General features: G+C 73.9%; 12 protein-coding genes. 4 read left to right on the top strand and 8 right to left on the bottom strand.

Translation table 11 applies throughout. The features are described 5' to 3' along the window. The first annotated feature begins 73 nt into the window (after positions 1-73). Together BIU97_RS04780 and BIU97_RS04775 are read left to right on the top strand one after the other, a co-directional pair. Positions 74-1,597, top strand: coding sequence for a GntP family permease (locus BIU97_RS04780; RefSeq protein ID WP_083404631.1), 1,524 nt, complete (start codon positions 74-76; stop codon positions 1,595-1,597). Then, positions 1,594-2,133, top strand: coding sequence for a gluconokinase (locus BIU97_RS04775; protein WP_071297165.1), 540 nt, complete (start codon positions 1,594-1,596; stop codon positions 2,131-2,133). The genes BIU97_RS04780 and BIU97_RS04775 overlap by 4 nt, the downstream gene beginning before the upstream one ends. Here the strand turns inward: BIU97_RS04775 and BIU97_RS04770 are convergent. Genes BIU97_RS04770 through BIU97_RS04760 form a run of 3 tightly spaced genes read right to left on the bottom strand, consistent with a single transcriptional unit; the run spans position 2,126 to position 5,056 of the window. Continuing rightward, complete coding sequence (locus BIU97_RS04770; protein WP_071256018.1) at positions 2,126-3,037, bottom strand: L,D-transpeptidase; 912 nt, start codon at positions 3,035-3,037, stop codon at positions 2,126-2,128. The two genes, BIU97_RS04775 and BIU97_RS04770, sit on opposite strands and share 8 nt — an antisense overlap. A gap of 16 nt (positions 3,038-3,053) precedes the next feature. After that, positions 3,054-4,718 (bottom strand): ABC-F family ATP-binding cassette domain-containing protein, encoded by a 1,665-nt coding sequence (locus tag BIU97_RS04765; protein ID WP_071256005.1) that lies wholly within the window; start codon positions 4,716-4,718, stop codon positions 3,054-3,056. 35 nt (positions 4,719-4,753) lie between these two features. Beyond that, a complete protein-coding gene (locus BIU97_RS04760; RefSeq protein ID WP_071256003.1) occupies positions 4,754-5,056 on the bottom strand; it encodes a hypothetical protein in 303 nt (100 codons plus the stop codon). Positions 5,057-5,119: 63 nt separating this feature from the next. Between BIU97_RS04760 and BIU97_RS04755 the strand changes: the two genes are divergently transcribed. Together BIU97_RS04755 and BIU97_RS04750 are read left to right on the top strand one after the other, a co-directional pair. Beyond that, positions 5,120-6,019 carry an NmrA family NAD(P)-binding protein gene (locus tag BIU97_RS04755; RefSeq protein ID WP_071256492.1) on the top strand — a complete coding sequence of 300 codons (900 nt, stop codon included), beginning with the start codon at positions 5,120-5,122 and terminating at the stop codon, positions 6,017-6,019. Positions 6,020-6,085: 66 nt separating this feature from the next. Further along, positions 6,086-7,531 (top strand): amidase, encoded by a 1,446-nt coding sequence (locus BIU97_RS04750; RefSeq protein ID WP_071256001.1) that lies wholly within the window; start codon positions 6,086-6,088, stop codon positions 7,529-7,531. Positions 7,532-8,380: 849 nt separating this feature from the next. On the opposite strand, the gene BIU97_RS04745 is transcribed toward BIU97_RS04750, so the two are convergent. From BIU97_RS04745 to BIU97_RS04725, 5 genes are read right to left on the bottom strand one after another with little or no spacing between them, the layout of a single operon-like run. Continuing rightward, a complete protein-coding gene (locus BIU97_RS04745) occupies positions 8,381-9,163 on the bottom strand; it encodes an ABC transporter ATP-binding protein (RefSeq protein WP_175472128.1) in 783 nt (260 codons plus the stop codon). Then, complete coding sequence (locus BIU97_RS04740) at positions 9,160-9,981, bottom strand: ABC transporter ATP-binding protein (protein WP_071255997.1); 822 nt, start codon at positions 9,979-9,981, stop codon at positions 9,160-9,162. Before BIU97_RS04740 ends, BIU97_RS04745 begins: the two co-directional genes overlap by 4 nt. Then, a complete protein-coding gene (locus BIU97_RS04735; protein ID WP_071255995.1) occupies positions 9,978-10,892 on the bottom strand; it encodes an ABC transporter permease in 915 nt (304 codons plus the stop codon). The genes BIU97_RS04740 and BIU97_RS04735 overlap by 4 nt, the downstream gene beginning before the upstream one ends. Further along, a complete protein-coding gene (locus tag BIU97_RS04730; RefSeq protein WP_071255993.1) occupies positions 10,889-11,842 on the bottom strand; it encodes an ABC transporter permease in 954 nt (317 codons plus the stop codon). The genes BIU97_RS04735 and BIU97_RS04730 overlap by 4 nt, the downstream gene beginning before the upstream one ends. A 34-nt stretch (positions 11,843-11,876) precedes the next feature. Beyond that, positions 11,877-13,409, bottom strand: coding sequence for an ABC transporter substrate-binding protein (locus tag BIU97_RS04725; protein ID WP_071255989.1), 1,533 nt, complete (start codon positions 13,407-13,409; stop codon positions 11,877-11,879). Positions 13,410-13,456: the final 47 nt, after the last annotated feature.

The following is a 13,456-nucleotide window of genomic DNA, read 5'->3' as shown; positions in this document are numbered from 1 at the left end:
CGTGTACCACGCCACCCGCCCTCGACACCAAGGCGACGGAGCCGCGCGGCAGCGGCTCCAGGAAGGGGCACCGATGCCTCACGCTCCAGTCCACCTCGGAACCGTGCTCGCGGCCGAGACCGGCGGCACGGAGACGGTCGACCCGTCCGGCCCGATCCCGCAGCTGATCATCGCGGCGCTGCTCGGCATCGTCGTGATCATCGCGCTCATCACCTGGCTGAAGGTGCACCCGTTCATCGCGCTCGTCATCGGCGCGCTCGGTGTCGGCATCGGGGCAGGGCTCGCGCCGGACAAGGCGGTGACGAGCTTCGGCAACGGCTTCGGTGCGACGATGACGAGCGTCGGCATCCTGGTCGGCCTCGGGTCGATGTTCGGCAAGATGCTCGTCGACTCCGGCGCAGCCGACCGTGTCGTCGACACCCTGGTCCGCAGGTCGTCGAAGGCGATGCTGCCGTGGACGATGGCACTCATCGGCGCGCTCATCGGCCTGCCGATGTTCTTCGAGGTCGGCCTCGTGCTCCTCATCCCGATCATCGTCCTCGTCGCGAAGCGCAGCGGCGTGCCGATCATGAAGATCGCCGTGCCCGCGCTGGTCGGCCTGTCGACGATGCACGCCTTCGTGCCGCCGCACCCCGGCCCGCTCGTCGCGATCTCGACGGTCGGCGCGGACCTCGGCACGACCCTGGCCTTCGGCATCGTGCTGGCGATCCCGGTCATCGTGCTTGCCGGCCCGGTCTTCGCCCGCTTCGCGGCGCGCTGGGTCGACATCCCGGTCCCCGACATGTTCGGGTCGCGCGGGTCGGCCACCGGTGGCGACGACCCGGCACACGCCGGACGGGAGGCACGGCGCGGCCCCGCAACGCAGGACACCGCGTCCCTGCCCAACGGCAAGAGCGACTTCACGCGCGTCATCAGCGAGCCGCGCAGCCCGTCGTTCGCGGTCGCCCTCGTCGGCATCCTGCTGCCCGTGGTGCTCATGCTGGCCCAGGCGGTCCGCGAGGCGACGATGCCCGACGCCGCCGGCTCGTGGGTGAGCCTGCTCGACTTCCTCGGGTCGCCGATGATCGCGATCGGGATCGCCGCGGTCTACGCCATGGTGTTCTTCGCGATCGGCGGCGGGATGGACCGGTCCGCGGTGTCGAAGTCGCTCGAGAGCGCGCTGCCCCCGGTGGCCGGCGTCCTGCTCATCGTCGGCGCCGGCGGCGGGTTCAAGCAGGTGCTCATCGACACGGGCATCGGCGGCGTGATCGCCGACGCCGTCAAGGAGTCCGGCATCTCGGTGCTGCTCGTCGCGTGGCTCGTCTCCGCCCTGGTGCGGGTCGCCACGGGGTCGGCGACGGTCGCGACCGTGACCGCCGCGGGCATCATGGCGCCGATCGCCGCAGACCTGTCCTCGCCGATGACGTCGCTGCTCGTGCTCGCGATCGGCGCCGGGTCGGTGTTCCTGTCGCACGTGAACGACGCCGGGTTCTGGCTCGTCAAGGGCTACCTCAACACGACGGTGGGGCAGACCTTCAAGACGTGGACGGTGCTCGAGTGCCTCATCTCGGTGCTCGGCCTGCTCGGTGTGCTGCTCGCCGGGGTGTTCATCCGATGAGCGGACCGACAGCGGAGACCGATGCGCTCGATGCCCGTGTCCTGGTGGTGATGGGGGTGTCCGGCTCGGGCAAGTCCACCGTCGCCGCGATGGTCGCGGAACGCCTCGGGTGGGACTTCGCCGAGGGCGATGCCATGCACCCGCAGGCGAACGTCGACAAGATGCACGCCGGCACCCCGCTGACCGACGAGGACCGCTGGCCCTGGCTCGACGTCGTCGCCGGGTGGATCCGCGGGCACCTGGACGCCGGAACGCACGGGGTGGTGACCTGCTCGGCACTGAAGCGCGCCTACCGCGACGTGCTGCGGGCGCCCGGGGTGGTGTTCGTCCACGTCGCGGGCGACGGCGCGCTCATCGAGGAGCGGATGTCGCAGCGGTCCGGGCACTTCATGCCGACGTCGCTGCTCCGGTCCCAGCTCGACACGCTCGAGCCGCCGGAGGCCGACGAAGCGCACCTGACGATCGCCGCCGACCGCACCCCGGAGCAGGAGAGCGTGGAGGTCCTGGAGCGCCTGGGTCTGCGGCCCGTCAGCTGAACCGGATCGGGGTGCCGACGGGCAGCGCCGCGAGCGTGCGGGTCATCTCCGCCGAGACCCGGACGCACCCGTGCGAGCTGCCCGTCGGGTCGGGGTAGTAGTGCAGCGCGGTGAGTGCTGCGTTGCCGCCGTAGGACGGGATGCGCGACGAGTGCGCGCCGGTCAGGATGATCGGGTTGCCCTGCGTGTACGCGACCCGGGTGTCGACGTAGGCCGCCTGGACGTAGGTGGCGGTGTCGATCGGGGTGGGGTCCTCCGGGGTCCCGAGCCGAGCGGCCTCGCTGGCCCTGACGGAGCCGTCCCGCGTGACGACGGACACCTCGCTCGTCGCGACGTCCACCCGGATCATGCGGTCGGTGGGGCGGACGGTGAAGTCCGCAGCCCGTGCCCACGCGAAGGTTGCGCTCGGGGCCTCGGCGGTGCCGCCGTCCCCGGGGGTGCGGTTCCGCGCCGGCGTCGACACGAGGAGCATGCCGCCGTCGACCCCCGGTGACCGTCCCCAGACGGCCGTCGCGGCGGGCAGGTCGATCGTGGAGACGCGGTGGGACAGCGTCGCCACCGGACGGGCCCGCGACGACGGGCTCGCGTACAGGGCGACGAGGTCGTGCCGCGGGGTGGCGATCCGGAAGGTGTCCTCGGGGGTGACGGTCGACCCGTCGAGCAGGCGCGGGACGACGGCGTCGTGGAAGGCCAGCGGCAGGGCGGCGAGCTCGGCCGGCGTCGGCGCCGCGGGGACGGCGGCGGGCGGCTCGGCCGTGGGGGTCGGCGTCGGCCGCGCGGTCGCCGCCGCCCGGGTCGGGGCGTCCGCGGGGGCGTCGGAGCGTGCCGTCACGACGACGACGGCACCGGCGGCGACGAGCAGCGCGCCGACGACGGTCGCGGCGATCCCGGTCCTGCGGCGCATCCGTCCCCCTCGGTGGTCAGCGTTCGGTGACCCGCCCGGCCTCCACCCGCCACTGGCGGTCCAGCCGCACGGTCTCGAGCATACGGCGGTCGTGGGTGACGAGCAGGAGCGTGCCGTCGTACGACTCGAGTGCCTGCTCGAGCTGCTCGATGGCGGCGAGGTCGAGGTGGTTCGTCGGCTCGTCGAGCACGAGCACGTTGACGCCGCGTGCCTGGAGCAGCGCGAGGCCCGCGCGGGTGCGCTCACCGGGCGAGAGCGCGGACGCGGGACGACCGACGTGGTCCGCCTTCAGCCCGAACTTCGCGAGCAGGGTCCGCACGTCCGCCGTGGTGTACTCGGGCACGATCGCCTCGAACGCCGCGGCCAGGGGCTGGTCGCCGGTGAAGGCCGCCCGGGCCTGGTCGATCTCGCCGATCGCGACGCTCGACCCGGTCGAGGCGGTGCCGGTCGTGGGGGACTGCGCGCCGAGCAGCGCGCGGAGCAGCGTCGACTTGCCGGCGCCGTTCGGCCCGGTGATGCCGATGCGGTCGCCGCCGTCGACCTGCAGCGACACCGGACCGAGCGTGAAGTCGCCCTGGGTGAAGGTGGCGTCGGACAGCGTCGCGACGACCGCCGACGACCGGGGTGCGCTGCCGATGGTGAACTCGAGCTGCCACTCCTTGCGCGGCTCCTCGACCTCGTCGAGGCGGGCGATGCGCGACTCCATCTGCCGGACCTTCTGCGCCTGCTTCTCGCTCGACTCCGAGGCGGCCCGGCGGCGGATCTTGTCGTTGTCCGGGTTCTTCTTCATCGCGTTCCGGACGCCCTGGCTCGACCACTCCCGCTGCGTCCGGGCACGCGAGACGAGGTCGGCCTTCGTCGACGCGAACTCGTCGTAGGCGTCGCGCTTGTGCTGCCGGGCGATCTCGCGCTCCTCGAAGAACGAGTCGTACCCGCCGCCGAACAGCCGGTGCGAGGACTGTGCCAGGTCGAGCTCGAGCACCGACGTCACCGAGCGCGCCAGGAACTCGCGGTCGTGGCTGACGAGCACCACCCCGCCGCGCAGGCCCTTCACGAACGCCTCGAGCCGGTCGAGGCCGTCCAGGTCGAGGTCGTTCGTCGGCTCGTCGAGCAGGACCACGTCGAACCGCGACAGCAGCAGCGCGGCGAGCCCGACCCGTGCGGCCTGGCCGCCGGACAGCGCGGTCATGAGCGACTCCGGACCGACGCCGTCCTCGTCGGAGCCGACGGCGAGCCCGAGGTCGGCGAGCACCGCCGGGATCCGGTCGTCCAGGTCGGCGGCACCGGCGGCGAGCCAACGGTCGAGCGCGGCGGAGTACCGGTCGGCGGCCGCGTCACCGGCGTCGGGATCGGCGAGCGCCGCCGCGGCCGTGTCCATCGCCTCGGTCGCCTCCGCCGAACCGGTGCGCCGGGCGATGTAGCCCGCGACGGTCTCGCCCGCGACGCGTTCGTGCTCCTGCGGCAGCCACCCGACGAAGGCGTCGGCCGGGGCGGTGGACACCGTGCCGGCGAGGGGCTGGTCGACGCCGGCGAGCAGCCGCAGCAGCGTGGACTTGCCGGCGCCGTTCACCCCGACGACGCCGATGACGTCACCGGGGGCCACCGTGAGGTCGAGGGAGTCGAACAGCGTGCGTGCGGCGTACCCGCCGGACAGGCCCTTGGCGACGAGCGTGGCGGTCATCCCGCAATCGTCCCACGCTGCGGGAGCGCCGACCGTCAGCGGTGGGGGACGACCAACCGTCCGGGCAGGAAGGGCAGCGACCCGACCCGGTACTCGAGCTCGTCCGCGTCGCCGACCCGCGCCGCGGCGGCCCCGGACCGCCACAGCCGGTTGAACAGGAAGACCCCGACGACGGTGTCCCCGTCGTCGGCGACCGCCCACGTCCCCGTGCCCCACTGCGCCGGGTGCCCGACGCCGTCGATCGTGACGGTGGGCCGTGCGCCCCAGGTCAGCAGCGGCCGCACCAGCCGCAGGCCGACCCGGCGCTTCGTCGTGCCGGAGGCAGCAGGCGTGTCCATGCCGACAGGGTACGGCCGCCGGACCTGTGCCCCGGTGACCCCGCCGTCCGTAGCGTGGTCGCCATGACCACCACCGTCCTCGTCGCAGGCGCCACCGGAGACCTCGGCCGCCGCATCGTCCGCGAGCTCCTGCAGCACGACACCCGTGTCCGCGTCCTCACCCGACCGGGCAGCGACAGCGCCCGCCAGCACTTCGGCGACGAGGAGCACGTCGACGTCGTCACCGCCGCCTACACCGATCACCCCGCGCTCGTGGCCGCCGCGTCCGGCGTCGACGTCGTCGTCTCCGCGGTCAGCGGGACCCGTGCGGTGATCGTCGACGCGCAGCGCGCCCTGCTCGACGCCGCGGTCGAGGCGGGCGTGCCCCGCTTCGTGCCGTCCGACTACAGCGCCGACTACCGGTCGATCACCCCCGGGACGAACCGCAACTTCGAGCTCCGGCGCGAGTTCGCCGCGGCCGTCGACGCCGCGCCGATCCGTGCGACGTCGATCCTGAACGGGGCGTTCGCCGACATGCTCACCGGCCAGGCGCCGCTCGTGCTCTTCGACCGGCGCCGCGTCCTGTACTGGTCGTCGCCGGACCAGGTCCTCGACTTCACCACGAAGGACGACGTCGCACGGGTGACGGCGCTCGCCGCCCTCGACCCGGACGCACCCCGGTACGTCGAGGTCGCGGGGGACCGCGTCACCTCGCGGACCATCGCCGCCACGATGTCCCGCCTGACCGGCACCACCTTCCGGCTGCAGTGGGCCGGCACCGCCGGCACCCTGTCCGCGATGGCCCGGGTCGGTCGGCGCCTGTCGAAGGACGACGACGCGCCGTTCCCGGCCTGGCAGGGCATGCAGTACTTCGTGAGCATGTTCAGCGGCGAGGCCGAGCTGCACCACGTCGACGACGACCGCTGGGGTCCGCACGCCTGGACGACGGTGCACGACGTGCTGGCGGCCCACGTGGGCCGCTGACCTGACGGGAGGCCCGGCGTGCGCCCGCCGGTCGGCGTGCGTCGGGGACGCCTAGGCTCGGGAACCGTGTTCGAACTCCACCACCTCTCCGCGCAGGAACTCTGGGACTGGATCCGCCGGGGGGAGGCGACCGCCCGCGAGGTGACCGAGCACTACCTGACCCGCGTGGAACGCCTCGATCCCGGACTCGGCGCCTTCGTGACGGTCACGGCGGACGCGGCACGGCTGCGTGCCGACCGTCTCGGCCACCTGGTGCCGACGTCGCGACCGTTGTGGGGCCTCCCGTCCGCCGACAAGGACCTGTACGACCGCGCCGGGGTCCCCACGCGCAGCGGCACCACGAGCCTGCCGGAGCGCCCCGCCGGGGCCGACCACCCGCTCGTCGCTGCGCTCGACGCGGCCGGCACGGTGAGCCTCGGCAAGACGGCGTCGCCGGAGTTCGGCCTGTCGTCGTCGTCGGAGACACGGCTCGGGGTGACCCGGAACCCGTACGACACCGCGCGGGCGCCCGGTGGCTCGTCGAGCGGTGCCGCGGTGGCCGTCGCCGCCGGGCTGCTGCCGGCGGCGGTCGGTTCCGACGGCGGGGGTTCCGTGCGGATCCCGGCCGCGGCGACCGGACTCGTCGGCCTCAAGCCGAGCCGCGGACGCGTGCCGTCGATGCCCGGGCGGTCCGGCGTCGGCGGGCTCTCGGTGGCGGGGCCGCTCACCCGGAACGTCGCCGACGCGGGCATGCTGCTCGACGCCCTCGTGGCACCGACCGGGCTGACCGAGCCGTCGCCGTACGCGCTCGTCACCCCGGACGTCGGCGAGGGGCCGTTCACCGCGGCGGCCGTCCGCGGCGAGGGGCGCTTCGTCGTCGGGCTGCTCGAGGGCTCACCGTGGGACGACACCGTCGACGTCGTCGTCGACCCCGCGGCGCGTGCCGTCGTCGAGACCGCCGTGCGGGTGCTCGGCGAACTGGGGCACGGCGTCGAGGACGTGCGGATGCCCCGGGTGCCCTACGCCGACGCCTTCCGCACGGCGTGGGAGAGCTCCGCGGCGCGGCTGCCGACGGTCCCCGGCATCGACCTGTCCGCACTCACCCCGCTCGTGGCGTGGCTCGTGGAGCGCGGGCAGCGGCTCACCGGCACGCAGGTGCTCGACGCGATGACCGCGCTCGACACGTTCTCGGCGACCCTCGTCGGCGCGTTCGACCGGTACGACGCGGTGCTCACACCGACGCTCGCGCTCACCCCGCGGCCCCTCGGCTGGTACGGCGACGACCCGGAGGAGGACTTCCGCCGCCAGTGCGCCTACTCGCCGTGGACCTCGATGGCGAACGTGTCGGGGCTCCCCGCGATCACGCTGCCCGTCGGCGTCACCGCCGAGGACCACCCCGACGGCGGCGGCCTGCCGATGGGCGTGCAGCTGATCGGCCGACCGGGCGGCGAGCGCGTCCTGCTCGCCATCGGCGCCCAGCTCGAGCGGCGGCTGCGGTGGCAGCGCCGGCACCCGGGGGCCTGGACGGCCTGAGGCGGGGGCCGGTGCGGGCGGTGCGGTGCGGGGCGGTGCGGGCGCCGGTGGGTGCTGGTGGGAGCCGGTGGGTGCTGGTGGGAGCCGGTGGGTGCCGGTGCGCGCTGGTGCTGGGGCGCTCTGCGACCGAACACGCGTCGTTCGACCGGTGTTCTGACGCACCATGCGCTCGCATCGTCTGCGTGCGCATGTTCCGACGGAGCACCTGTCGATCGTCGCGTGACTTGTCGCAGGATGCGCGTGCATCGACCCGTCGGGGCGCTCCGCCGCCACCGCCGAGCGGGCCGAGGTCGCGCGGCTCCGGGGACCCTGGCGCGACCGGCTGACGCACGGCGGAGGACCGGTGCCGCTCGCCGAGTTCGATGTGTGCGCACCTTCCGACCGAACACCCCACGTTCGACCGGTGTCCCGTCGCACCATGCGCTCGCATTGCCTGCGTGTGCATGTCCCGACGGAGCACGCGTCGATCGTCGCGTGGTCTATCGCAGGATGCGCGTGCATCGAGCCCCGAGCCCCGAGCCCCGAGCCCCGAGCCGCGAGCCGCCCGAGCCCGCGCCGTGTGGGCTCGCGCGACAATGTCGCTGTCGTACGACGTCGATGTTGTCGTGCGCGCCGCCCCGACCCGCCCGGCCCCGCGCCGTGTGGGCCCGCGCGACAATGTCGCTGTCGTACGACGTCGATGTTGTCGTGCGCGCCACCTCGACCCGCCCGAGCCCGCGCCGTGTGGGCCCGCGCGACAGGGTCGATGTCGCACGACGTCGACGTTGTCGCACGTCCCGGCGCTCCGGCGCCCGGCGCCCGCCGCCCCGGCCGACCGAGCCGCCGCCCCCGCGTCCGGCGCCCGCGCCCCTACGGCAACGTCGGCGCCGCCGCGACCAACGCCTGGGTCACCGGGTGCTGCGGTGCGTCGAGCAGCGACACCGGCCCCTGCTCGACGATGCGCCCCGCCGACATGACCGCGACGGTGTCGCACAGGCGCTGCACGACCCCGATGTCGTGCGAGACGAGCACGAGCGTCAGTCCGAGGTCGTCGGCGAGGGAGCGGAACAGCTCGATCACGCGGGCGCGGACGACCACGTCGAGGGCGCTCATCGGCTCGTCGCCGAACAGGATGCGGGGGGAGTGCACGACGGCCCGGGCGATCGCGATGCGCTGCCGTTGGCCGCCGGAGAACTCGTGCGGGTACCGGTCTGCGGCGTCGGCGGGCAGGTCCACCCGCTCCAGCACCTCGCGCACGAGCGACGCGTGCGAGCCGTCGACCCGGAGCGCCCGGAGGGGTTCGGCGACGATCGCACCGACGCGCATCCGCGGGTCGAGCGAGGCGTACGGGTCCTGGAAGACGATGCCGGTCTCGCGGCGGAACCAGCGCATCGCGGCAGCGGAGCCGGACGCGTCCACCTGACGGCCGGAGGCGGTGACGGTGCCGGTGGAAGGGGCCTCCAGTCCGGCGAGCAGGCGGACCAGGGTCGACTTGCCCGACCCGGACTCGCCGACGATGCCGAGGCGGGCGCCGGGGGCGACCGTCAGGTCGACACCGTCGACCGCGGTGCGGACCGGGCCGGGCTCGAAGGGTCCGCGGCGGGGGAGCCGGTAGGTGCGGTGCAGGCCGGTGGCGTGCAGGACGTCGGTCACGCGGTGCCTCCAGGGCGGCGGGCGGTGGCGCGGGCGGCGTCGACGAGTGCGACGGTGGCGGGGTGCCGCGGTGCCGCGAGCAGGTCGGCGACGCGACCCTGCTCGACCACCCGGCCGGCGTCGAGCACCACCGCGGTGTCGGCGATGCGGGCGAGCACGGCGAGGTCGTGGGTGACGAAGACCATGCCCGCCGACAGGCCCTCGAACAGGTCGAGGATGCGTGCCTCGGTGGTGACGTCGAGCGCCGTGGTCGGCTCGTCGGCGACGAGGTACGACGGCTCGCCGGCCATCGCCATCGCGATGCAGACGCGCTGCCGCTGCCCACCGGAGAGCTGGTGCGGGTACTGCCGCAGCAGCGACGCCGGGTCGGGCAGCCCCACCGACGCGGCGAGGTCGACCGCGGCCGCGCGGGCTCCCCGGCGGTCCAGGCCGCGGTGCAGCCGGAGCGGTTCGGCGATCTGCGCGCCGACGCGACGGAGCGGGTCGAGGGCGGTGCCGGGCTCCTGGAACACCATCCCGATGCCAGCGCCGCGGTGCCGGGCACGTTCGCGGTCGGACAGGCCGACGAGTTCGGTGCCGTCGAGGCGGATGCTGCCGGTGACGGTCGCGCCCGCGGGTTCCAGGCCCATCAGGGCGAGCGAGGTCATCGACTTGCCGGACCCGGACGCGCCGATCACGCCGACGCGCCGGCCGGGAGGCACGGTGAACGTCACCTCGTCCAGGACCGTCCGTCCCGTGATGCGGACCGACAGCCCGGTCACCTCGAGGCCGCCGGTCGCGGCGGCGGGGTGCCCGGCCCGGGCGGTGTGGTCGGTCATGCGGTCACCCCGGGAGTGGTCGTCGCGGCGTCGTCGGCTCGCCCCGTGCCCGGCCCCGCACCCGGACCGGGCGCCACGGACCGGCGGTCGCCCGTGGTCAGGCGCGGGTCGGTCGCGTCGCGCACCGCGTCGCCGAGCAGGGAGAGCGCGGCGACGACGAGGGCGATCGCGGCGCCGGGCCAGGTGGCGCTCCACGGGTGCACGCCGATGTAGGTCTGCAGGTCGGACAGCAGGCTGCCCCACGACGCGGTGTCCGAGCCGGCGCCGTAGCCCAGGTAGGACAGGCCGGCCTCGGCGAGGACGGCGGTCGCCATCGCGAGCGACAGCTGCACGGTGAACAGCGGCGCCGCGTTCGGCACGAGGTGGCGGAACAGCACCCCGGCGCCCCCGACGCCCGAGGCGCGGGCAGCGGTGACGTAGTCGCTCCGGGCGATGCGGCGGATCTCGCCGCGGGCGACCCGGGCGATCGTCACGCCGAAGGACAGCCCGACGCTGACGACCACCACCCCGAGCGAGCCGCCGAACACCGCCGTCAGGAGCATCGCGGTGAGCAGAGTGGGGAACGCCACCAGGATGTCGAGCAGGACCGCCGTGCCCTCGCGGACCCAGCGGGCGGTGAGCGAGCCGACCGCGGTGAGCAGGACCCCGACGATGCTCGCGATGACCCCGGACCCGACGGCGACGAGCACCGTCGTGCGGGTGCCGGCGAGCAGGTAGCTCGCGATGTCGCGGCCGGCGGCGTCGGTGCCGAACCAGTGCGCGCCGCTCGGGCGTTCCCACTGGTGGAACGGGTCCGTGCGGAACGGGTCCTGGGGCGTCCAGACGAGCGACACGACGGCGAGCACGACGAGCAGCCCGAGCACGACGACGGCGAAGAGTCCGGTGGGGCGGGAGACCAGGCGGCGGATCACTCGTGTGCCTCTCGCTGGCGGGGGTCGAGGGCCCGGTGCACGACGTCGACGGCGAACCCGACGAGCAGGACGAGCCCGGTCAGGACGAGGAGCTCGGACTGCACCTTCGTGACGTCGCGGCGGCCGACGTCGGTCACGAGCATGCGTCCGACACCGGGGAGCGAGAAGACCTGCTCGACCACGACGGCGCCGACCAGCAGCCCGGCGATCTGCACGCCGAGCACCGCGAGCACGGTCAGCGCGACCGACGGCAGCCCGTGCCGGAGCAGCGCCCCGGTCCGGGTGAGGCCGATCGCGGCCGCGGTGCGCAGGTGGTCGGCGTCGAGCACGGACAGCGTCGCGGAGCGGGTGAAGCGGAGGATGACGGCACCCTCGACGGCGCCGATCGTCAGCGCGGGCAGCACGAGCGCGGCGAACGCCCGTCCGGGTTCCGACCAGCCGTCGAGCGGGAAGCCCTGCGCGGGCAGCCAGTGGAGCGTCACGGCGAACAGGGCCACGAGGAGCATGCCGGCCCACACGATCGGCACCGCGGCGACGGCCTGGGCGGCGAAGGCGATCACTGCGCCGCCGGGGCGCCGACGGAGCACCGCGGCGAGGACGCCGAGCGGGACCCCGATGACGAGGGCCGCCAGCAACGACATCCCGGCGAGCGGCAGCGTCACCGCGAGCTTCTGTGCGATCTCCGGCCCGACCCGACCGTTCGTGACGAGCGAGGTGCCGAGGTCGCCGCGGAACACCCCGCCGATCCAGTCGAGGTACTGCACGACCACGGGGCGGTCCAGCCCGAGTTCCTGGCGGAGCCGTTCGACCTGGGCCGGGGTGGACTCGGTGCCGGCGACGACCTGGGCGACGTCGCCGGGCAGCACGCGCAGCACGGCGAAGACGATGACGCTCGCCACGAGCAGGCCGACGACGAGCAGCAGCACCCGCCCGATGAGGAACCGGGTCACGACGCCCGTGCCCCGGGGACGGAACGGATCACCGTCACTTGACCGCGAGCCGCGACAGGTCGAGTCGCGAGTTGCCGCCGTCCACCGGGAAGCCGGTCACGCCGGAGCGCACGGCGGTGATCTCGGTCGCCGTGTACAGCCACTCGCCGGCGGCGTCCTCGCTCACGATGCGCGCGGCCTTCCGGAGCGCGTCGACCTTGTCGGACTCGGTCGTGGCGGCGATCGACTCGGCGTAGAGCGCCTGCACCTCGGGGTTGTCGTACCCGAAGTAGTACTCCGGGTTCGCCCAGTTGCCGAAGTCGCGGGCCTCGACGTGGTCGACCATCGACAGGTCGAAGTCGCGTGGGCCCTTCTTCGGCGCCTGGAACACGGTCGACAGCCAGGTGGCGAAGTCGACGCGGTCCACGGTCAGGGTGATGCCGACCTCGGCGAGCTGCGACTTGAGCACGTCGCCGATCACGGCCGGGTAGACGTTGGCGTACGTCAGCGTCAGGTCGAGGTCCCGGGCGCCGGCGGCCGCCAGCAGCTTCTTCGCGTTCGCGGGGTCGTACGCGTCGACGTCGGTCAGGTCCTCGTAGCCCGGGTCGAGCTCCGGGATCGGCCCGCCCTGCTCGACACCGGTGCCGCCGACGGCCTTGATGAGGGCCTTCGGGTCGATGGCCTGCCGGATCGCCTGGCGCACGCGCTTGTCGGTGAACGGCGCCTTCTGGTCGTTGAAGGCGAGCGTGTACTTGTCGGTGGTCTTGCCGGAGTGCAGCGCGATGTCGGCGTTGCCCTCGAGCTGGCTCTTCAGGGTGCCGTCGACGGGGTTGAGCACGTCGATGTCGCCCTCGGCCATCGCGTTCACCGCGGTGGAGGGGTCGGTGATGTAGCGGAAGACGATCTTCGCGACCTTCGCCTTCGTGCCCCAGTAGTCGTCGTTGCGCTCGAAGGTGAGCGAGTCGCCCTGCTTCCAGCTCGCGACCTCGAAGGGGCCGGTGCCGTTCGCGCTGTCCGAGCGGTCGTTCTCCGCGGCCTCCTCGAGCACCAGGCCGGCCCGACCGGTCAGGTTGAAGAGCAGGTCGGAGTCGGGCTGGCGCAGGCGGAGCACGACGGTGTCGTCGGCGGGGGAGGAGATCGACCGCACCTTCGCGAGCGCGGCCGAGTCGATGTAGGAGTCGTTCGCCTTGACCTGCTCGAGCGACCACACGACGTCGGCGGCGGTGACCGGCTCGCCGTCCTGGAACGTCGTGCCCTTCCGCAACGTGAACGTGTAGGTGAGACCGTCGTCGGAGACCTCGTGCGAGGACGCGAGCACGTCGCGGATGTCGCCCTCGGCGGTCCGTCCGACGAGCCCCTGGTACACGTTGTCGATGAGCACCTGGTCGAGCGCGGCTCCGGACTGCGTCCGGATGTCGAGGCTCGTCGGTTCGAGCACCAGGCCCACGCGGACGGTGGCGTCGGGGCCACCCGTCGGGCCGGACGAACCGGAGCAGCCGGTCAGCGCGAGGGCGGACACGACGGCGACCGCGGTGGCGGCGAGGGCCGCGCGGCCGGTGCGGCTGGTGCGGCGGAGGAGCGGACTCATGGGTTGTGGGTTCCTTCCGGGCGCGGGGACGGTGGTCGGACCTCGCG

Source organism: Curtobacterium sp. MCBA15_009 (assembly GCF_001864895.1).
Classification (GTDB): domain Bacteria; phylum Actinomycetota; class Actinomycetes; order Actinomycetales; family Microbacteriaceae; genus Curtobacterium.
The sequence above is the reverse complement of the archived record's forward strand: the minus strand, read 5'-3'. Positions and strand labels throughout refer to the sequence as shown.